This is a genomic window from Martinezella lusitana, assembly GCF_014207095.1.
GTDB lineage: Bacteria > Pseudomonadota > Alphaproteobacteria > Rhizobiales > Rhizobiaceae > Rhizobium > Rhizobium lusitanum_B.
In genome coordinates, this window is record NZ_JACHBG010000037.1 from 15,228 (window position 1) to 35,092 (window position 19,865).

Below are 19,865 nucleotides of genomic sequence, written 5' to 3' on the forward strand. Positions count from 1 at the left end.
ATTGACGCATTAGACGGTCATCCCTCGGGTGACGGCGCGTTCCCTATTTGCTGTCAGTCCGTTCTTTGCGGGACAATTCCGCGGCAACCATCAGGTCCACTCATCGGACATCGACTGATGTGCGAATAACTTCAATTCCGGTTGCAAGGTCAGGAGGCGCCGTTGGCGCGAGTAGCCGGCCTCGTAAACGTCGCTAAATCTTTCGTCGCGGAATGGACGTCGCATACGTGTTCATTGCAGAAAGATGGCGATCGGCTAGCTTCAACTCTTTCAAGGCCGCCGCACGATCTCGGCTCGCCAGTAGACCACATAGAACTTCAGAGACGGCCAGCGCTGGCGCCAGCGTGTGAAAGAATGTTTGGCTTTCAGTCGGAAAGAAGACAACGTGCTCTGCGATCGTCACCAGGGGAGACACTTCGCTGTCGGTGATCGCCAGGATGGACAGTCCCTTCTCACGGGCGGCCTCGGCAAGCTCAAGCGTCTGAAGCGAATAGGGGTTGATGGAAATCGCCAAAAGCACGTCCTCATGAGTTGCGCGGATGAGGGGGTCGCCGCTTGTTCCAGCCGGACCATCCAAGTGGACAGTCTTTTCGCCGAGCAATGTCATGACGTAGTGGAAATGCCACGCGACCGAGTGGCACGAACGCAAGCCGAGCACGAAAATCCGCCTCGCTTTTGCCAGGTGCTCCGCCATTGTATCCAAACGCGAAATCGTATCAGGGTCGCGGAGCCGATCGATCTGCGCGGAGAGACCTTGGAGCATCCTATAAGCCAAGCCCTCACCATTCGCCGCCCCTTCTTCTCTTTGTAAAGCCCTGGCCGCAAATCCGTCGGCGCTCACCCTGATGACGTCGGCGTGTTGCTCTCGGAAATCTTCATACCCGGAGAATTCAAGAAACTTCGCCAGCCTCGTCATTGTCGATGGCTGAACACCGGCATTCCGCGCGAGTTCGCGCATCGAAACGAGCGCCACCTCCTGCGGATGTTCCAATATGTGTCGAGCCGCTTGCTGCAACTGCTCGGACATGTCGTCGAATCGCTCGATGATCCGAGCGTGTAATGGGCCTTTTTGCAACATTTGCCTCACATACGATGTCATAATTCACCTGGACCATCTCTCTCGGGAACTAAAAAGTCAAACAGCCGTCGGCTATCTCACATCACAACCGCTCCAAAAATTCTGACTTGAGAGCGGGAAAACAAATGCATCAAAACGTGATTTATAAAACAGTTGTTGCATATTTCGCCAAAACCTGCAAATCAATGGATGGAAACGTTCGAAAGCCGGACGGATAAGCACCCCGAGATGACCATGACAAAAATTCTCCATCGAACGATCGGAACAACTCTGCCAACCGCGGTCGCGGGGGAGGGCATCTACGTCGTGGATAGCGAGGGCAGGAGCTACCTGGATGGGTCGGGGGGCGCCGCCGTCAGTTGCCTCGGGCACAATCATCCAGAAGTTCTTGACGCAATGAAGCTACAGATGGGTCGGATCAGCTACGCCCATACGTCGTTCTTCACGACCGACGTCGCCGAGCGGCTTGCCGAGCAATTGGTTGAACTTGCGCCCGAAGGCCTCGATTATGTCTATCTGGTGTCTGGCGGTTCGGAAGCTGTCGAGGCCGCTCTCAAAATGGCGCGCCAGTATTTTGTCGAAGTCGGGCAGCCGCAGCGGCGCCACATCATCGCACGTCGGCAAAGCTATCACGGCAATACGATCGGTGCCTTGGCAACAGGCGGCAATGCCTGGCGCCGTGCCCAGTTCAAGCCGATCTTGCCTGAAACGCATCATGTTTCTCCTTGCTATGCCTACCGCGACCTGCAGGTGGGCGAAACGCCGGAGGCTTATGCCGAGCGTCTTGCTGCGGAACTGGAAGACAAGGTTCTTGAACTTGGCGCGGACAAGGTCATGGCCTTCGTCGCCGAGCCGGTGGTCGGTGCGACGCTGGGTGCCGTTGGCCCGGTTTCGGACTATTTCAAGCGGGTTCGGCAGGTGTGCGACAAGTATGGCATCTTGCTGATCCTCGACGAGGTCATGTGCGGAATGGGGCGTACCGGCACAATCTTCGCTATGGAGCAGGAGGGCATTGTCGCGGATCTGGTCACGATTGCGAAGGGACTGGGCGGCGGCTTTCAGCCGATCGGAGCGGTATTGCTCTCCGAAAAGATCTACCGTGCGTTCGCCGACGGGTCGGGTCTGTTTCAGCATGGACATACCTATATCGGACATCCGATCGCAGCAGCGGCAGCCAGTAAGGTGGTTGAAATAATCACGCGCGCGGACATGATGGCAAACGTCATCCGGATGGGCAAGCGCCTCCAGGCCGGGCTCGATGAGGCACTTGGACAATCACCCTATGTCGGCGACATCCGCGGTCGTGGTCTTTTCCGCGGCGTCGAGATCGTGGCCGACAAAGACACCAAGCAACCTTTCGATCCGGCCCGCAAGATGCATTCCCGCATCAAGAAGGAAGCCATGCGCAGAGGCCTTATGTGCTACCCAATGGGCGGTACGATCGACGGCGCGCAGGGCGACCACGTGCTGCTAGCACCACCCTACATCATTCAGCCTGAAGAAATCGATTTGATTGTCGAACGGCTTTCCGACGCCATCCGCGCCGCAGTAGTAGACTGAGGTTCTCGCGAAATGACAACATCGTCCTGTCCGCCTATCGCTGATGAAAACTGGCCCGCGGAAATCGCGGACATGAAAACGGGCTTTGCCGGCGCGCTGAACGTCTATCGCACCATGGCTCATCATCCCGCGCTGCTGAGAGCGTGGGCTCCGCTGCGGCAGCATATCGTAAAAGATAGTGCGTTAGGTCCGGTCCGGTCCGAGCTCGTGATTTTGCGCGCGGCACATCGTATGGGCTCCGCCTATGAGTGGTCCCACCATGTAAGCCGCGCTCGCGCTCTTGGTATTTCCGATGCGCGAATCCGGAGTATGGCTGGAACTCCCGATGGCGAAGAGGGCGTACTTGCCGGTGCTGTCGACGCGCTATTTGACGGCGCACGTCTGCCTTCGCATCTCGAGCAAGCTATTGCTGCGAGCATAGGTCGGCAAGCCGTGTTCGACCTTATGGCGACCGTCGGCTTCTATTCGGTGCTCGGTTTCATATTGATGACTTTCGACACGCCGATCGACCAAGACGTTGTCGACGAGATGGCTGAACACCCAATCTGATGGAGCAAAAAACGAGAGTTCGGCCTTCCGATCCAGCCGTGCCCTTAGGCTGCAGGTTCAAGCGTGGAGCCGATCAGGAGCCGATCAATACAGGGATAACGACGGCCCGCTTTGCCCCCTGACAGACGGGGAAATATTGGCGCGGCAGCCGCGGCCGAATGGGAGATCAAGAATGATAAAAGAATTGCACTTCGCACTGGGAGAATTCCAGACCCGTCTAGCAGCCGTTAAAAAGGAAATGGCGAAGAGAGAGATTGACATCCTCCTCCTCTCAGAACCGCCGAACCAGAACTACCTTACCGGCTATAATGCGTATTCCTTCTACACACCGCAAATGGTGATTGTGGCGCAAGACCACGCAGAACCGATTTGGATCGGCCGTTTCATGGACCGTGTTTCGGCTTCCATGACCACCTATCTGGCCGAGGACAATATCCGAGCCTATCCCGACACCTATGTTCAATCGGCAACGCTGTCGGCCTATACTTTCATGGCCGATATCGTGAAGGAGCTCGGAGGGGAAAAGGCGCGTATCGGCGTCGAGATGGGGGGATATTACTATCCGGCCCGCGGCCACGCAGATCTCACGCGAGCCTTGCCGAATGCAGAGTTCGTCGACGCCGATCTTCTTGTTGGATGGATCCGGCTCGTAAAGAGCCCAGCCGAGGTGGCCATTATGCATCAAGCTGGCCAGCTTGCGGATGCCGCCATGACGCGCGTCATCGATATGGTGCAAGCCGGGGTCCGTGAGTGCGATATTGCTGCTGCGATCTATCACCAGCAGATTTCGGGCACGCCCGAGTTCGGTGGCGACTATCCTTGTTGCCCCCCCGATTTGTGCATTGGCGAACGCTCAATCGCGCCGCATGCCGCCTGGACGGACGACCCCCTGCCGGAGTCCACCGTTGTCAACCTGGAACTGAACGGTTGCCGGCATCGCTACCAGGTCAACCTGGCGCGCACGATCGTCGTCGGCCAGCCTTCATCCGCTTTCCTGAACCTGTCGGAAATCGCTGTTGAGGCCTTGAATGCCGGGCTGGAAGCAGTTCGGCCCGGTCGCACCTGCTCGCAGGTCGATGCCGACTTCCGCAAGGCGCTTGCCCGCCACGGGATCGAGAAAGAGTCTCGCATTGGTTATCCGACCGGCATTGGGTTCCCTCCGGCCTCAGGCGAACGAACGGCAAGCATTCGCAAGGGCGACGAAACCGTACTCAAGCCGGGTATGGTGTTCCACATGATGCCTGGCCTGTGGCTCGACAATGTCGGGATCACGATCACACAGAGCTTTGCGGTCTCCGAAACGGGTTACGAGCCCCTGACGAAGACGCCGCGCAAGCTCTTCGTCAAATAGAGACTGTATCCGGTGCATACTCGTCTGGTTCCAGCATGTCTGCTTCGTTTCCGAAATGGCCTAACCAGTTCGGACGAGTATCTGCGCCGGGAACGTCGAAGCAACCGGCCTATGCCAGGTCGCATCGGCGCTGCAGGCCTCCGCGCGGGCTCCCCAGGTTCTTCTTTCGGGGAGGTAGGTGATGGTTGAACTCGATCGCGCCGACATTGCGCTTCTCCAAGCCGTTCAGAAAAACAACCGGCTGACCTCTGAAGAACTCGCGGGGATGGTCCACCTCTCGCCGACGGCGTGCCAACGGCGTTTGAGAAGGTTGCGCAACGAGGGCGTCATCGAGGGAGACGTTTCCATCGTCTCGCCCAAAGCAGTCGGACGACACATCACCATGATCGTCATGGTGTCCCTTGAACGGGAAAGGGCCGACATCGTCGATCGATTCAAGGCTGCGATACGAAATACGCGTGAGGTGATGATGGGTTTCTACGTAACGGGAGATGCCGACTTCATGCTCGTGATTACCGCGAAAGATATGCAGGACTACGAGCACTTCACGCGCCGGTTTTTCTATGAAAACGCAGATATCAAAGGCTTCAAGACCATGGTTGTGATGGACCGTCTCAAGGCCAGCTTCGCTATCCCGCTCGAGGTGTAGTGATGATGTCGCAGCGACGGATCCAGTGTCACCTCCATTTATGCAGGGACCCTGCGTGATGTGCATTCGAATCGACGGGCCGCGCAGCTCCGCTGCTAGGTGCAACAACAGACACCATGACGACTAGACCAGGAGACCACCATGAACATGCCTACCAACAACTTCCTCTCCGAGGTCGAGCGTAACGCAGTCGTCGAGATGCGGCACGCCATGCATCGCGAGCCCGAACTTTCCAACAACGAGTGGAAGACCCAGAAGCGGATTATCGAGACCTTGGCCGCCTTCGGCCTGACCGAAGCAAAGACGTTTCACAAGACCGGTGTCTATGTCGATATCCAGGGCTTGGCCCCAGGCGCAAATCGTTCGATCGCGATGCGCGGAGACATCGACGCGCTTCCCATTCAGGAAGCCCGCGACGACCTGCCGTATCGGTCGCAAGTGCCAGGCGTCATGCATGCGTGCGGTCATGACATGCATGGCTCAATCGCCTTGGGAACGGCGCTCGCTTTCCATCGCATGCGCGAAAATTTCTCAGGCAGGCTGCGAGTGTTCTTTCAACCCGCTGAAGAAGCAGAACCACTTGGCGGCCGGACTGTCGTTGAAGAAAACTTGCTAGACGGGTTCGACGCCGCAGTGGGATTTCATGTCCGCACTGACATTCCAGCCGGCTCCTATGGCGCCCGTGCGGGCGCCGTAACAAAGTCAGCGGATCAGTTCTCGCTCGAATTTATCGGGACGATGGCACACGGCGCCAAGCCTCACTTGGGCGTGGACGCGATCGCGATAGCAGGCGCCTTCATCAACGAAGTTCAGAAGGTGGTGTCGCGCGAAATGCCGGTTGACGATGGCGCTGTCGTTACGATCGGCACGATCCACGGCGGGGAAGCGACGAACATAATCTGCCCTTCGGTCACAATGACCGGAACGATCCGGACGAGCAGTCCCGAGAGGAGAAAGTTGCTGGTTCAACGGGTGCGCGAAATTGCCGAGGGCGTTGCTGCGATCCATCGAGGCCGGGCCGAATTTAGCTCACACGCGGGCGAGCCTCCTGTGGTCAACGACAACTCAATGGTCGAGCGATTCAAGCAGATCGTCGTGCAGTCCGATGGCGAGGACAAATATATCGAGGGTTCGGCAAGCTCCGGCAGCGATGACTTTGGTTTTTACTCCGGCTGCATCCCGTCAATCTATTTCTGGTTCGGCAGCAAGGAGCCGGGAAACGAATCCGGCGTCCATACGCCGACGTTCGGGGTGTCCGACCAGACTCTCGTCCCGACAACCGAGCTGGCGATCCGCTACTGCTGGGAACTCTTTCAAAGCGCGTAACGCGCGGCTGGTGCGGAGGGAGGACCTTGATGATTGACCTCGACGACATTGAAGGCGCAAAACGGCGCATCAAAGATCACATACTCACTACGCCGCTCGCGCATTCTCCGTCTCTGTCGAACTGTTGCGCTGTGCCCGTATATCTAAAGCTGGAGCACCATCAGACGACAGGCAGTTTCAAGCTGCGCGGCGCCTTCAATGCCATTCTTCAACTGTCCGCGGACGAGCGGGCACGCGGCGTTGTGGCCGCGTCGACGGGCAATCACGGTCGTGCTCTGTCGTTCGCAGCCAACACGTGTGGTGTGACGGCCACGATCTGCATGTCGAACCTGGTCCCCGAAAACAAGGTCTCGGAAATTCGCCGGTTAGGTGCCGAGGTCCGTATCGTCGGAAAATCCCAGGATAACGCTCAGGAAGAGGCCGAGAGGTTGGCGGGCGAGGGACGGTGCCTCGTCCCGCCGTTCGATCACCCGGCAATCATTGCCGGTCAAGGAACGCTAGGGCTAGAAATCGTCGAAGCGTTGCCGGACGTGGCGACTGTGCTCATCCAGCTCTCGGGGGGCGGTTTGGCTTCTGGGGTGGCGGCAGCCGTGAAAAGCCAGCGGCCGGATGTGCGTATCATTGGGCTCACGATGGATCGCGGCGCTGCGATGAAGGCAAGCCTTGATGCAGGTCGCCCGGTGCAGGTCGATGAGTTTGAAAGTCTGGCGGATTCGCTCGGCGGCGGGATTGGCCTCGCCAATCAATGGACTTTTCCCATGTGCCGCGACCTCTTGGACGATGTCATTTTGTTGAGCGAAGCCGAAATAGCGGCTGGCATCCGACATGCATACCTCCAGGAGCGCGAGATCGTCGAAGGCGCAGGGGCGATTGGCATCGCGGCGCTCCTGGCGAACAAAGTGCGCAACCTTCATGGACCCGTCGTGACTGTGCTGTCGGGCCGCAACATCGATATGAATTTACATCGTCGCGTCGTGAGCGATGAGACAGCAGATATTATTGCGAGGACCACGTCATGAGATCGATGACCATTTTGACTGAACGGCAACTGAGAGATCTGGTGACTCTTGATCTGGAGGCTGTGCGTTGCGTGGAAGAGGCATTTCGCACGCTTGCAACAAAAAAAGTGGTGATGCCGCCAATTCTTCGCCTCGATATTTTGGAGCATCGCGGTGAGGTTGACGTCAAGACGGCCTACGTACCTGGTCTCGATGGCTTCGCCATCAAGATCAGCCCCGGCTTTTTCGGCAATCCCGAAATTGGCTTGCCCAGTACAAACGGCCTTATGGTTTTGCTGTCAAGCAAGACCGGTTTGGTTCAAGCATTGTTGCTGGATAATGGTTATCTCACCGATGTTCGGACGGCCGCAGCAGGTGCCGTGGCTGCAATGCACCTCGCTCGCAAAGACGCGTCGGTGGCTGCTGTCTTTGGCGCTGGTATGCAGGCGCGCCTACAGTTGCAGGCGCTCATGCTGGTCCGACAAATTCGTGAGGCGCGGATTTGGGCGCGTGACGCTGCCAAAGCCAACAAGACGGCCCGAGAACTGTCTGACCAATTGGGCATCAGCGTCATCGCTTCCGATAGCCGGGAAGCAGCCGTTGCCGGTGCGCATGTGATCATCACCACAACGCCGGCTGATCAGCCGATCCTGGAAGCTCGATGGCTCGAACAAGGACAGCACATCACGGCGATGGGCTCCGATGCCGAACACAAGAACGAAGTAGAGGCCGAGGCTATTGCGCGCGCCGATCTCTACGTGGCTGACAGCCTCGCTCAGACGCGACGCCTCGGTGAGTTGCATCACGCGATTGAGGCGGGGGCTGTCGCGGAAGATCGTGCCCTTCGAGAACTCGGCCAGATTGTTGCCGGTGCTGTGGCTGGACGCACCGACGATCGCCAGATCACGATCGCCGATCTGACCGGGACGGGTATTCAAGACACTGCCATTGCAAATCTTGCTTTCGCAAGAGCGCTGGCCGTCAAAGCCGGAACAACAATAGACTGATGACGTGCCTGGGCCGGCACTGAAGTCGGTGGCCGCCTGGGCGTGAGGCGCAGTCGAGCAAGTTCACACGTCTTACGATACTCGCATTGACCAAACCCGTCCGAAATCGAGGAACTTCATCATGACTTCGCAAAGCAGCACTGTTCTTGGACTACTTGAGCTGGATGAAGGCGTGTCACCAGACAGTCCGCTTCTTAGCCCGCGCGAAGGATCCCTATTGCACCCGGCAACGTTTGGCGGGCCTGTGATCACGGAAATGGTGGAAGGCGCCTTTGCAGAGGTTGTCATTCGAGGTGATGCTTCGCTGGAACACGCCTGCATTGCGGCTGCACAGCGATTGGTCGATCGAGGTGCCAACGTTGTTGCCGCTGACTGCGGCTTCCTTATCCGCCACCAGTCTGCAATCTCTGCAGCAGTCAATGTACCCGTCATAACCTCAAGCCTTCTACTCATTCCGACTTTGTTACGTCAGCTATCGCCCGCGAAAAAGCTCGCGGTATTAACAGCGGATTCGCGACATTGCACCGAAGACCTGTTGGGCATCCAGCACCCGGCGGATCGGAAGCGCGTGGTCGTCGGAGGCATCGAAGGTGGTGTATACGTGCGCAATGCCGTGGCGCGGCCGTTCGTGCGGACAGCGCTGGATCAGATCCAGCAGGAGGTCGGTGCCCGTATCGATCAACTGCGCTCCGACCACCCCGAGATTGCGATGATACTCTTCGAGTGCACTGGCTTCCCTGTCGTTGCAAATGCCCTTCGGCTGAAGACAGGACTGCCCATCTACGACATTACCGACCTCTGCAAACTGACGCTTGCGACTGTGACCGCCCGCGTCTGACTTAGCGCATCCAAATCTAAAGGAACTGAAATGTCTGACGAGAAACTACGGTTCGAACTTTCTGAATACAGAACACGCCTCGAGAAGGCGCGCAGCGCCATGGAGCGAGCTGGCATAGACGTACTGGTCGTTACCGATCCCGCTAACATGGGCTGGCTTACCGGTTACGAGGGCAACTCGTTCTACGTGCCACAATGTGTTGTTGTGTCAAAGGACAAGGATCCCCTCTGGTTCGGCCGTGGTCAGGATGCCAATGGATGCCGTCGCACGGCATATATCGGCGAGGATCGGATCAGGTGGTACGAGGACCACTACGTTCAGTCAGACACCTTGCACCCCATGACCGTTCTTGGCCAGTTCCTCACGGATGAGGGGCACGGTTCAGCCATAATCGGTCTGGAGAAGGACAGCTACTATTTCTCACCGGCCGGTTTCGAAGCCCTTACAGCCGCACTTCCCAACGCGCGCTTCAAAAACGCCATGCGCATGATCAACTGGGAACGCATCGTCAAATCCCCTCGTGAAATCGAATATATGCGCGGCGCCGGCAAGATTGTCGAAGCGATGTATGAGCGCATCACAGAGGTGCTGCGGCCGGAAGTAAAACAGTCGGACATAATCGCTGAAATTTCCTATGTTGGCACCCGTGGTGTGGGCGACTACTGGGGAGACTATCCGTCAGCCGTACCCAACCTTGGCGCCGGTGCCGATGCCTCAGCTCCTCATCTGACGTGGACTGATAAGCCCATTCGCGCGAACGAAAGCATCTTCTTTGAACTTGCTGGTGTACACAAACGGTACCACTGCCCGCTCTCTCGGTCGTACTATCTCGGTAAGCCGAGCCAGCAAATGCTGGATGCTGAGAAGGCCGTTTTGGAAGGCATGAGCGCCGGCCTTGAGAAGGCTGTGGTGGGAAATTACTGCGAAGATATCGCTCTGGCCTACGGAAATGCCCTTGCGAAATACGGTCTGAAGAAGGCAAGCCGCGCCGGCTACTCCATTGGCATGGGATACCCGCCGGCGTGGGGCGAGAACTCCGCCAGCTTCCGCGACGGTGATAAGACCGAGCTGCGCCCAGGCATGACATTTCATTTCATGTCCGGGCTTTGGTACGACGACTGGGGTATCGAAATTACCGAAAGTTTCTTGATCACGGAGGGCGAAGTCGAATTCCTGTCCAATGTCCCCCGCAAGTTGCTCGTTATCGAGTGAGTCCAATCCCCGGGCGAAATCGTGATCCACAATGCGCCCGGTGACGCCTTGCCACAAGGAGGCGTGGCTTCCTTGAATTGGACACCTCAAGTGCGAAAGAAACGATGAGGAAAGTCGCATGTCCAAAAATCCCATTTCGCGCGTCCGTGCCAAGGGCGATGCCTTCTCGATCGGCGTGACACTCGGACGAGCAAGCGCTTCTGCTTTCCGAGAGCGCGTCTTGCACACTGAAGAATATCGGGCGTTGGATACCCGGTGGCGCCGATCTGCATATTTGAAGGCTCTCGAAGCTGCGGCGCGCGCAACCTATCCCCGCTTTGTGCGCGAAATCGAGGGCATCGCCGAAGGCGCCGGTCAAGATTTCGATTCGATCTTCCTCTGGAATTGCCGCGGAGACCTTCGGCTTCCCGAGGATGTCTCCCCGGCAACAGGGTCGGTTGCTGCCAATGGATGCACGACACTCCTGCTGCCGGCGCAGGACGACCGCCCCGCAATAATTGCCCATAACGAGGACGGTGACCAAGCGCTCCTCGGCGCCTGCTTTTGGGTTGAAGTCGAGCCGGACGAGGGACCAGCCTGGGCCAGCTTCATGTACCCTGGCATGCTGCCCGGCCACACGTTTGGCTTCAATGAGATGGGGCTCGTGCAGACGATAAATAACATCACCGCGCATGATCTTCAGCCTGGAGTACCCCGACACATCATCTGCCGCGCGATCCTCGACTCAAGGTCGTTATGCGATGCGGTAGAAATCCTCAAGCGCAAGGACCGTGCCAGCGGATTCCATCATAATCTCGGCGAGACGAAAACGCGCCGGCTCGTCTCAATCGAGGCTCCCGCTTCAGGCTGCGCCATTCGGGAGGCCGTCACCCCCCAAGGCCATGCGAACCATTTGATCTTCGAAGAATTCGCCCAGTTGGAGCAGACCATCAGCGCCTCTTCCCGCGATCGTCAGGCGGCAGTGGACCGGGTTACTGCCGGACAAAGGCTCGCTGAAGACGCAGAAGTCGCTCTATTCGATGAGACGGTGCCGATCTACAAGAACGGAACAATCGATGGGTCGCAAACTCTGGCGATGGGCGTGTTCGCGCTATCCGCTGACCGGGTTGATTGGAGCGTCCATGCTGCCCCCAACGAGTGCGATGTCCTGGGAGGAACGGTGCTAGTCAAGTAGGCTGGTGATGTTTTGAGGCTGCGCGGACGCTTGCGATGGGTGGAGAGTGTGGCCTGACATTCCAATCTCACCTGAGGTGGGCCGGTCCTCAAGCACCCTCGATCCTCGCTTTGTTCTTCAACCTATGTCTCCGCGGTCGATCCAACCCAATGAGCCGACCGCACGGGTCAAATCAGCAAAGCCTCCACCGATAGCGAATTCCTGCAAAAAGCGAGGAAGATTGCAGGAACCCGGCGTCACCCCGGAGCGAAATGGTGCGATGAAGCTAGCACCTACAGGCAATATCATCTGAGCGGGTCGGGCAAGCGAAAGCTGTCCTCAAGTCGAGGTTTTGCTGCTCGCACTTGATCAGGCCCAGGTTCACAGGAAGAAAAGCGCGCAGCTGAAAAGCGGCGACCGAAGGGGTTAAAATGACCATCAACATCAAAGACATCGCTGAGAAAGATCGTAACTCGGTCCTGCATCCCTTCACCCAGTTGAAGGACTTTGCGACCGGCAAGCTCGGCGAACCGACGATCGTGGAGACCGGCAAGGGAATCCGCATCCAGGATGCGCACGGCAACCAGCTGATCGACGGTTTTGCCGGTCTCTACTGCGTCAATGTCGGCTATGGCCGCACCGAGGTTGCCGAGGCGATCTCTCGTCAGGCCTATCGCCTGGCCTATTATCATTCCTATGCCGCGCACACGACCGATGAGTTGGCTATCCTCTCCGACCGCCTCGTCAAGATGGCGCCCGGCAAGATGAGCAAGGTGTTCTACGGCATGTCCGGTTCGGACGCCAACGAGACCCAGGCCAAGCTCGTCTGGTACTACAACAATCTGCGTGGCAAGCCGACGAAGAAGAAGATCATTTCGCGTGAACGCGGCTATCATGGCTGTAGCGTCGTCTCCGGCTCGATGACCGGCATGAGCTTCTATCACGACCATATGGATCTGCCGCTCCCGCAGATCGATCACGCCGGTGTTCCGCATCACTATTGGGGCGCCAACCCCGGCGAGACCGAACGCGAATTCTCGGCCCGTCGCGCCGCCGAGCTCGACGAGATGATCGAGACGCTTGGACCGGACAATGTCGGCGCTTTCATCGCCGAGCCGGTGCTTGGCACCGGTGGCATCACGCCACCGCCGGAAGGCTATTGGGAAGCAATCCAGGCGGTGCTGAAGAAGCACGACGTGCTGCTGATCGCCGACGAGGTGATCACCGGCTTCGGCCGCACCGGCTCGATGTTCGGTTCGCAGCACTACGGCATCGAACCCGACCTGATCACGGTCGCCAAGGGCCTGACCTCGGCCTACTTTCCGCTATCGGCTTCGATCGTGGGCGAGAAGGTCTACAAGGTCATGGAAGAGGGAGCTGACAAGGTCGGCGCCTTCTCGCATGGCTATACCTATTCCGGGCACCCGATCGGTGCGGCCGCCGCAAACGCGGTGCTCGACATCGTCGAAAAGGAAGACCTGCCCGGCAATGCCCGCGAAGTCGGTGCCTATTTCCAGGCCCAGCTCAAGGAGAAGTTCGCGCAGCTGCCGATCGTCGGTGAAGTGCGTGGTGTTGGCCTGATGGGCGCGATTGAATTCGTTGCCGACCGTGAGAACAAGACCAGGTTTGATCCGTCGCTGAAGGTCGGTGCCCGCGTCTCCAAGGCTGCTCGAGACCGGGGCCTCATCGCCCGCGCCATGCCGCATGGCGACATCCTCGGCTTCGCGCCGCCGCTCGTCACCACCAAGGCGGAGATCGACGAGATCGTCTCGATCGCGGAAAAGGCAGTACGCTGCGTCATCGATGACCTGGTTCTGAACGGTCAGAAAATCTGACCGCCAAGCGGTCGGTCGCTCCTACCGCAACCAATGCAGTCATGGAAACGAGAACAGGGCAGGGACCTCTCCTTGCCCTGACCGACCAACTCAGCCGCCGCGCAGGTGGCGCATCATCACGCAAGAGGAAGCCGGCCTATGACCGTTGCCAAACTTCATATCACCACCAGTCTGGCGCCGATCACTGTTTACAGCCCTTATGACGGGTCTGTCCTCGGGACGATTGACGCCACGGATGCGAGCGAAATTAACGAACTTCTGGCCCGCGCCCGTCGCGGCGCAGAGCTTTCAGCCAGGCTGCCGAGACATGAGCGCGCGCGCATCCTCGAAGGAGCTGCGCGGATCATCGAGAGCCCCCGTGAAGCATTTGCCGAAACCATCGTGCGCGAAGCCGGCAAGACGATCGTCCAGGCGCGCAAGGAAGTGCTTCGTTGCGTCAATACGTTAAAGCTCTCTGCCGAGGAGGCAAAGCGCAATGCCGGTGAGATCGTACCGTTCGATGCCTATGTCGGCTCGGAACAGCGTCAGGGCTGGTTCACCCGCGAGCCGCTCGGGATCATCACCGCCATTACACCTTACAACGATCCGCTGAACCTGGTCGCGCACAAGCTCGGTCCGGCGATTGCCGGCGGCAATGCGGTTCTGCTGAAACCGTCAAACCTGACGCCGTTCTCCTCGATCAAGCTTGTCGAAGCCTTGGTGGAAGCGGGCTTGCCACCCGAGATCATCACCGTCGTTCACGGCGATCGCGAGATCGTCTCGGCTCTCGTCTCCGCGCGTGAGGTTCGCATGGTGTCGTTTACCGGCGGCTTCGCTACCGGAGAAGCGATCAGCCGCAAGGCGGGCCTTAAGAAACTCGCGATGGAGCTTGGCGGCAATGCGCCGGTCATCGTCATGAACGACTGCGACTTCGACAAGGCGGTTGAAGGATGCGTCTCCGGCGCCTTCTGGGCAGCCGGTCAGAATTGCATCGGCGCCCAGCGTGTTCTTGTCCAGGCCGAGCTTTATGAGCGCTTCCGCGATGCTTTCGTGGCGGCGACGAACAAACTCAAGGCCGGCGATCCGCTGAAGGAGGACACAGATGTCGGTCCGATGATCTCCAAGGAGGTCGCCCAACGCACCGAAGCAGCCGTCAACGACGCCATCGCCGCCGGCGCGAAGTTGCTCTGCGGCCACAAACGCGAAGGGTCGCTCTATCACCCGACGGTGCTGGAAGGTACGCCGGTGACCTGCCGCCTGTGGCACGAAGAAGTGTTTGCGCCCGTGGTCATGCTTGCACCGTTCGAGACGCTCGATGAAGCGGTCGAGCTGGCCAATGAACCCGAATACAGCCTGCACGCCGGCATCTTCACCAGCAACCTCAATGTCGCACTTGACGCCGCAGCCAGGATCGAAGCTGGCGGCGTGATGATCAACGACTCCTCAGACTACCGCTTCGATGCCATGCCATTCGGCGGCTCCAAATACGGCAGCATGGGCCGGGAAGGCGTGCGCTTCGCCTATGAAGAGATGACCCAGCCAAAGGTCGTTTGTATCAACCGTGGGTAAAGGGACCTAGCAGCCGTTTGATACCGCTGCCGGACTTTCGAACCCAAGTGAATGAATCCAGGCGGCGCCTCGGCGCCGCAACAGCCGAACCTGATGGGGGGAGAATGAACAAAATCTTCGACAATCCGACGTCAGCACTTGAGGGCTTGCTGTTCGACGGCATGTTCATCGCGGCGGGTGGCTTTGGCCTTTGCGGCATTCCGGAGCTGTTGATCGATGCGATCCGCAAAGCTGGCACCAAGGACCTGACAATCGCGTCGAACAATTGCGGTGTTGACGACTTCGGCCTTGGCGTGCTGCTGACGACCAGGCAGATCCGGAAGATGATCTCGTCCTATGTCGGTGAGAACGCCGAGTTCATGCGGCAATATCTGAGCGGTGAACTCGAGCTCGAGTTCAACCCCCAGGGAACACTTGCCGAGCGCATGCGCGCCGGCGGCGCCGGCATTGCCGGCTTCTACACCAAGACCGGCGTCGGCACCGTCGTCGCGAAAGGAAAAGAACTCAAGGTCTTTGATGGAGAGGTCTTCGTTCTCGAGACTGGAATCGTCGCCGACCTGTCGATCGTCAAGGCCTGGAAGGCGGATACCTCGGGCAATCTCGTCTTCCGCAAGACGGCCCGCAACTTCAATCCGCCGGCCGCCACATGCGGCAAGATCTGTGTCGCTGAAGTCGAGGAAATCGTCCCGGTCGGCAGCCTGGATCCCGATCACATCCATGTGCCGGGGATCTACGTGCATCGCCTGATCCAGGGTCAGCACGGGAAACGCATCGAACAGCGCACCACGCGCGCGGCGGCTTGAGGCTGGGGAGAAACACATGGCCTGGGACAGAAACCAGATGGCGGCGCGCGCTGCACGCGAACTTCAAGACGGCACCTACGTCAATCTCGGCATCGGCATCCCGACGCTGGTCGCCAACTACATCCCTGACGGCGTCCACGTGACGCTGCAGTCGGAGAATGGCCTGCTCGGCATCGGTCCCTTTCCGTCCGAGGGTGAGATCGATGCCGATCTGATCAATGCCGGCAAGCAGACGGTGACGGCACTGCCGCATTCCGCCTTCTTCGATTCAGCGCAGAGCTTCGCGATGATCCGCGGCGGCAAGATCGCGATGGCGATCCTGGGCGCGATGGAGGTAGCCGAGAACGGTGACCTCGCCAACTGGATGATCCCCGGCAAGCTCGTCAAGGGCATGGGTGGCGCGATGGATCTGGTTGCTGGTGTGAAGCGGGTGGTGGTCGTCATGGACCACACCAACAAATCAGGCGAATCCAAGGTGCTGAAGGCCTGCACCCTGCCGCTGACCGGACAAAGCGTCGTCGATCGGATCATCACCAATCTCGGTGTGCTCGACGTCGTCGATGGCGGACTGAAGCTGGTCGAGCTTGCCGAGGGCGTCACCGACGGCGAGATCCGCAGCGCCACCGAGGCGACCATCGTCAACTAGGCCTGAGCCTTTTGCCGAGTAGCTGGAGCCGGCCTGTGCCGGCTTCGCGAGGACCATAGAGGAGACCACCATGAGCATCCCATCGATCGTCATCGCCAGTGCTGGCCGCACCGCGGTCGGATCCTTCAACGGCGCCTTCGGCAACACGCCGGCGCATGAGCTCGGTGCTGCCGTCATCAAGGGCGTACTTGAGCGCGCGGGCGTCGAAGCGGGTGAAGTCGACGAGGTGATCCTCGGCCAGGTGCTGCAGGCTGGCGAGGGCCAGAATCCGGCGCGCCAGGCAGCGATGAAGGCGGGTGTCCCACAGGAAAAGACCGCCTGGGGCATGAACCAGCTCTGTGGCTCGGGCCTTCGCGCCGTCGCGCTCGGCATGCAGCAGATTGCAACCGGTGATGCGGATATCATCGTCGCTGGCGGCATGAAGATGGGCGACTTCAAGATGATCGACACGATGATCAAGGACGGCCTGACCGACGCCTTCTACGGTTATCATATGGGCATCACCGCCGAGAACGTCGCCCGTCAGTGGCAGCTCAGCCGCGAGGAGCAGGATGCGTTCGCACTCGCCTCGCAGAACCAGGCCGAGGCCGCACAGAAGGCTGGGCGTTTCGCCGACGAGATCATTCCCTTCATCGTCAATGGCCGCAAGGGCGACGTCACCGTCGACCAGGACGAATATATCCGCCACGGCGCAACGCTCGACCAGATGACCAAGCTGCGTCCGGCCTTCGACAAGGAAGGCACGGTCACCGCCGGCAACGCCTCCGGCCTCAATGACGGCGCCGCCGCCACCCTGCTGATGAGCGAAGCGCAGGCTTCCAAGCGCGGCATCCAGCCGCTTGCGCGCATCGTCTCCTGGGCAACGGCCGGCGTCGACCCGCAGGTCATGGGCACCGGCCCTATCCCGGCTTCGCGCAAGGCGCTGGCCAGAGCCGGCTGGGCGATCGGCGATGTCGAGCTGGTCGAGGCCAACGAGGCTTTCGCGGCGCAGGCCTGCGCGGTCAACAAGGACCTCGGCTGGGATCCTGGCATCGTCAATGTCAATGGTGGCGCCATCGCCATCGGCCATCCGATCGGTGCCTCCGGCGCCCGCGTGCTCAACACGCTGCTCTTCGAAATGAAGCGCCGCGGCGCCAGGAAACGTCTGGCAACGCTCTGCATCGGCGGCGGCATGGGTGTCGCCATGTGCGTGGAAGCGATGTGAGGAGGCAGGGCCATGGCCTCCGCCGAGTACCGTCTCTGCGACGTATCGCTCGACCGGTCGTTCGCTGGCCGGGACGCGAGAATTGAGCGGGAGCAAGCGCTCGCGGTTATCGACCTCTTGGAATCCAACACCTTCATTCCGGTCGGTCACGATGGCGGGCCATACCGCCTCACGATTGCGGCGGCCGACGGGCGCCTCGCGTTACATGTCGCCGATGCCCATGGCGAGCATGTCGTCAGTCACTACCTGTCGCTGACGCCGTTCCGCCGATTGCTGAAAGACTACACCCGCATCTGTGAGAGCTACTACGACGCCATCCGCCACCCAGGCCCTGAACGGCTTGAGGCGATCGATATGGGCCGGCGCGGCGTCCATAACGAGGCAGCCGAACTGCTGAAAAGCCGGCTGTCAGCGAAAGTGAACATCGACAACGACACCGCCCGCCGGCTGTTCACACTGATCTACGCCCTGCTCGTGCGCAATGCCGACCGTCGAGTTCTGCTGAGCTGACACAGCTTCGGCCCGAAACTTTCCCACCAAGGAGGAACACCCCAGTGAACGCAATACCACAACGCAACGTGCAAGCCGGAGAAACCAGCTCCGCAGGCTTCCTGGATAGCGTTGACCAAAACTTCCGTCATGCCATGACATTCCTCGACCTGCCGGAAGGCCTGTCGGAGCGGATCATGCAGTGCAACTCGACCTACACGGTTCGGTTCGGCGTCCGCCTGCGGGGTCGCATGTACAGCTTTATCGGCTGGCGCTCGGTCCATAGCGAGCACTGCGAGCCGGTGAAGGGCGGCATTCGCTATGCGTCGAATGCCGATGCTGAAGAGGTCGAGGCCCTGGCAGCGCTGATGACGCTCAAATGCTCGCTGGTCGATGTGCCGTTCGGCGGCTCGAAGGGCGCGCTAAAGATCGATCCGCGCGAATGGACGCCGCAGGAGCTCGAGCGCATCACCCGCCGCTTCACCCAGGAACTCAACAAGCGCGGCCTGATCGGCCCCGGCGTCAACGTCCCGGCACCCGACATCGGCACCGGCGAGCGGGAAATGGCCTGGATGATGGACGAGTTCCGCCGCGCCAATCCGACCGATGTCATCAACGCGCGCGCCTGCGTCACCGGCAAGCCGCTGTCGAAGGGCGGTATTGCCGGCCGCACCGAGGCAACCGGCCGAGGCGTGCAGTTCGCCATCCAGAGCTATCTCCGCGATCCGCGCACTGCCGGCCTGAACGGCAAGCGCGATCTGAAGGGTGCTGCAATCATCGTCCAGGGCTTCGGCAATGTCGGCTACCATGCGGCAAAGTTCGTCTCTGAAGAAGACGGTGCCCGGGTGACGATTGTTGCCGAACGCGACGGCTATGTCGCCAACGCCGATGGTCTTGCGATCGAGGCGCTGAAGCAGCATCATATCAAGACCGGCAGCATTCTCGGCTTCGAAGACGCCACCTCGTTTGCCGGCGATATGACGGGCATTGCGCAGCCATGCGACGTCCTCATTCCGGCGGCCATGGAGAATGCCATCCATGCGGGCAATGCAGACCGCATCAAGGCAAATTTGGTCGTCGAGGCGGCCAACGGCCCGATCACCTTCGAGGCTGACAAGGTGCTTCGCACCCGAGGGATCACCGTTCTTCCCGATCTTTACGTCAATGCCGGCGGTGTCGTCGTCAGCTACTTCGAGTGGGTAAAGAACCTGACGCATATTCCCTTCGGTCTGATGGAACGGCGCCGGCGCGAGCGGCGCAACCAGACCATCGCAATGGCGCTGGAACGCATGACCGGCAAGGAATTCCCCGCCGATATCCGCGATGAATTCCTCGAAGGCGGCGCCGAGATCGACCTCGTCCGGTCCGGCCTCGAAGACGTCATGCGCAGCACCTGGACACGGATCGCCGACCTCATCGAACAGCAACCGGAACTCGGTGACTACCGGACCGCCGCCTATGTCGCGTCGATCCGGCAGATCGCCGATGCTTATGAAGCGATAGGAATCTGATCAATTGCCTGCCTAGTCTTACTGCGTCACAAATTTGTGGATTTTATCGATCCTTCATCCGGGAGCAGCATGGACATCGCTGGAGGTTGCGACTGAGTGCGACGGTCA

General features: G+C 59.5%; 18 protein-coding genes. 17 read left to right on the plus strand and 1 reads right to left on the minus strand.

What is annotated here, in order from left to right:
• Positions 1 to 193 precede the first annotated feature (193 nt).
• On the minus strand, positions 194 to 1,078 hold the full coding sequence (locus GGD46_RS32290; RefSeq protein ID WP_004128868.1) for a MurR/RpiR family transcriptional regulator: 885 nt from the start codon (positions 1,076 to 1,078) through the stop codon (positions 194 to 196).
• Between the two features lie 234 nt (positions 1,079 to 1,312).
• On the opposite strand from GGD46_RS32290, the gene GGD46_RS32295 reads away from it, so the two are divergent.
• The 17 genes from GGD46_RS32295 (at position 1,313) to GGD46_RS32375 (ending at position 19,757) form a co-directional block, all read left to right on the plus strand.
• Positions 1,313 to 2,638, plus strand: a complete 1,326-nt coding sequence (locus GGD46_RS32295) for an aspartate aminotransferase family protein (protein WP_004128870.1) — start codon at positions 1,313 to 1,315, stop codon at positions 2,636 to 2,638.
• Between the two features lie 72 nt (positions 2,639 to 2,710).
• Positions 2,711 to 3,187 carry a carboxymuconolactone decarboxylase family protein gene (locus GGD46_RS32300; protein WP_240535548.1) on the plus strand — a complete coding sequence of 159 codons (477 nt, stop codon included), beginning with the start codon at positions 2,711 to 2,713 and terminating at the stop codon, positions 3,185 to 3,187.
• A 172-nt stretch (positions 3,188 to 3,359) separates the two neighbouring features.
• The gene (locus GGD46_RS32305) at positions 3,360 to 4,538 is read left to right on the plus strand and encodes a M24 family metallopeptidase (RefSeq protein WP_004128877.1); all 1,179 of its coding nucleotides are present in this window, start codon (positions 3,360 to 3,362) and stop codon (positions 4,536 to 4,538) included.
• Between the two features lie 181 nt (positions 4,539 to 4,719).
• Positions 4,720 to 5,187, plus strand: coding sequence for an Lrp/AsnC family transcriptional regulator (locus GGD46_RS32310; protein ID WP_004128880.1), 468 nt, complete (start codon positions 4,720 to 4,722; stop codon positions 5,185 to 5,187).
• A gap of 141 nt (positions 5,188 to 5,328) precedes the next feature.
• Positions 5,329 to 6,513 (plus strand): M20 family metallopeptidase, encoded by a 1,185-nt coding sequence (locus GGD46_RS32315; protein WP_004128884.1) that lies wholly within the window; start codon positions 5,329 to 5,331, stop codon positions 6,511 to 6,513.
• Positions 6,514 to 6,542: 29 nt separating this feature from the next.
• A complete protein-coding gene (gene eutB / locus GGD46_RS32320; RefSeq protein ID WP_004128886.1) occupies positions 6,543 to 7,532 on the plus strand; it encodes a hydroxyectoine utilization dehydratase EutB in 990 nt (329 codons plus the stop codon).
• A complete protein-coding gene (gene eutC, locus GGD46_RS32325; protein ID WP_004128888.1) occupies positions 7,529 to 8,518 on the plus strand; it encodes an ectoine utilization protein EutC in 990 nt (329 codons plus the stop codon). Before eutB ends, eutC begins: the two co-directional genes overlap by 4 nt.
• 121 nt (positions 8,519 to 8,639) lie before the next feature.
• Positions 8,640 to 9,356 (plus strand): hypothetical protein, encoded by a 717-nt coding sequence (locus GGD46_RS32330; protein WP_004128890.1) that lies wholly within the window; start codon positions 8,640 to 8,642, stop codon positions 9,354 to 9,356.
• 30 nt (positions 9,357 to 9,386) lie between these two features.
• On the plus strand, positions 9,387 to 10,568 hold the full coding sequence (locus GGD46_RS32335) for a M24 family metallopeptidase (RefSeq protein ID WP_004128891.1): 1,182 nt from the start codon (positions 9,387 to 9,389) through the stop codon (positions 10,566 to 10,568).
• Positions 10,569 to 10,686: 118 nt separating this feature from the next.
• On the plus strand, positions 10,687 to 11,742 hold the full coding sequence (locus GGD46_RS32340; protein ID WP_004128892.1) for a C45 family autoproteolytic acyltransferase/hydolase: 1,056 nt from the start codon (positions 10,687 to 10,689) through the stop codon (positions 11,740 to 11,742).
• A 410-nt stretch (positions 11,743 to 12,152) separates the two neighbouring features.
• A complete protein-coding gene (locus GGD46_RS32345; RefSeq protein WP_004128893.1) occupies positions 12,153 to 13,556 on the plus strand; it encodes an aspartate aminotransferase family protein in 1,404 nt (467 codons plus the stop codon).
• Between the two features lie 138 nt (positions 13,557 to 13,694).
• Positions 13,695 to 15,104: an aldehyde dehydrogenase family protein gene (locus GGD46_RS32350; protein ID WP_004128894.1), complete on the plus strand. Its 1,410-nt coding sequence runs from the start codon at positions 13,695 to 13,697 to the stop codon at positions 15,102 to 15,104.
• A gap of 104 nt (positions 15,105 to 15,208) precedes the next feature.
• Entirely contained in the window at positions 15,209 to 15,907 is a 699-nt protein-coding gene (locus tag GGD46_RS32355) for a CoA transferase subunit A (protein WP_004128896.1), read from the plus strand.
• Positions 15,908 to 15,923: 16 nt separating this feature from the next.
• On the plus strand, positions 15,924 to 16,553 hold the full coding sequence (locus GGD46_RS32360; protein WP_004128898.1) for a 3-oxoacid CoA-transferase subunit B: 630 nt from the start codon (positions 15,924 to 15,926) through the stop codon (positions 16,551 to 16,553).
• Between the two features lie 70 nt (positions 16,554 to 16,623).
• Positions 16,624 to 17,757 carry an acetyl-CoA C-acetyltransferase gene (locus tag GGD46_RS32365; protein ID WP_004128900.1) on the plus strand — a complete coding sequence of 378 codons (1,134 nt, stop codon included), beginning with the start codon at positions 16,624 to 16,626 and terminating at the stop codon, positions 17,755 to 17,757.
• Between the two features lie 12 nt (positions 17,758 to 17,769).
• On the plus strand, positions 17,770 to 18,267 hold the full coding sequence (locus tag GGD46_RS32370; RefSeq protein ID WP_004128902.1) for a UPF0262 family protein: 498 nt from the start codon (positions 17,770 to 17,772) through the stop codon (positions 18,265 to 18,267).
• A 44-nt stretch (positions 18,268 to 18,311) separates the two neighbouring features.
• On the plus strand, positions 18,312 to 19,757 hold the full coding sequence (locus GGD46_RS32375; RefSeq protein WP_037136561.1) for a Glu/Leu/Phe/Val family dehydrogenase: 1,446 nt from the start codon (positions 18,312 to 18,314) through the stop codon (positions 19,755 to 19,757).
• The last annotated feature ends 108 nt before the right edge of the window (positions 19,758 to 19,865 follow it).

Excerpts from the sequence above, each read along its gene's own strand:
- GGD46_RS32290 (WP_004128868.1), bottom strand. The coding sequence starts at position 1,078 with ATGTTGCAAAAAGGCCCATTACACGCTCGGATCATCGAGCGATTCGAC.
- GGD46_RS32365 (WP_004128900.1), top strand. The coding sequence starts at position 16,624 with ATGAGCATCCCATCGATCGTCATCGCCAGTGCTGGCCGCACCGCGGTC.
- GGD46_RS32300 (WP_240535548.1), top strand. The coding sequence starts at position 2,711 with ATGAAAACGGGCTTTGCCGGCGCGCTGAACGTCTATCGCACCATGGCT.
- GGD46_RS32305 (WP_004128877.1), top strand. The coding sequence starts at position 3,360 with ATGATAAAAGAATTGCACTTCGCACTGGGAGAATTCCAGACCCGTCTA.
- GGD46_RS32310 (WP_004128880.1), top strand. The coding sequence starts at position 4,720 with ATGGTTGAACTCGATCGCGCCGACATTGCGCTTCTCCAAGCCGTTCAG.
- GGD46_RS32330 (WP_004128890.1), top strand. The coding sequence starts at position 8,640 with ATGACTTCGCAAAGCAGCACTGTTCTTGGACTACTTGAGCTGGATGAA.
- GGD46_RS32350 (WP_004128894.1), top strand. The coding sequence starts at position 13,695 with ATGACCGTTGCCAAACTTCATATCACCACCAGTCTGGCGCCGATCACT.
- GGD46_RS32370 (WP_004128902.1), top strand. The coding sequence starts at position 17,770 with ATGGCCTCCGCCGAGTACCGTCTCTGCGACGTATCGCTCGACCGGTCG.
- GGD46_RS32340 (WP_004128892.1), top strand. The coding sequence starts at position 10,687 with ATGTCCAAAAATCCCATTTCGCGCGTCCGTGCCAAGGGCGATGCCTTC.
- eutC (WP_004128888.1), top strand. The coding sequence starts at position 7,529 with ATGAGATCGATGACCATTTTGACTGAACGGCAACTGAGAGATCTGGTG.
- GGD46_RS32360 (WP_004128898.1), top strand. The coding sequence starts at position 15,924 with ATGGCCTGGGACAGAAACCAGATGGCGGCGCGCGCTGCACGCGAACTT.
- eutB (WP_004128886.1), top strand. The coding sequence starts at position 6,543 with ATGATTGACCTCGACGACATTGAAGGCGCAAAACGGCGCATCAAAGAT.
- GGD46_RS32355 (WP_004128896.1), top strand. The coding sequence starts at position 15,209 with ATGAACAAAATCTTCGACAATCCGACGTCAGCACTTGAGGGCTTGCTG.
- GGD46_RS32335 (WP_004128891.1), top strand. The coding sequence starts at position 9,387 with ATGTCTGACGAGAAACTACGGTTCGAACTTTCTGAATACAGAACACGC.
- GGD46_RS32315 (WP_004128884.1), top strand. The coding sequence starts at position 5,329 with ATGAACATGCCTACCAACAACTTCCTCTCCGAGGTCGAGCGTAACGCA.
- GGD46_RS32345 (WP_004128893.1), top strand. The coding sequence starts at position 12,153 with ATGACCATCAACATCAAAGACATCGCTGAGAAAGATCGTAACTCGGTC.
- GGD46_RS32295 (WP_004128870.1), top strand. The coding sequence starts at position 1,313 with ATGACAAAAATTCTCCATCGAACGATCGGAACAACTCTGCCAACCGCG.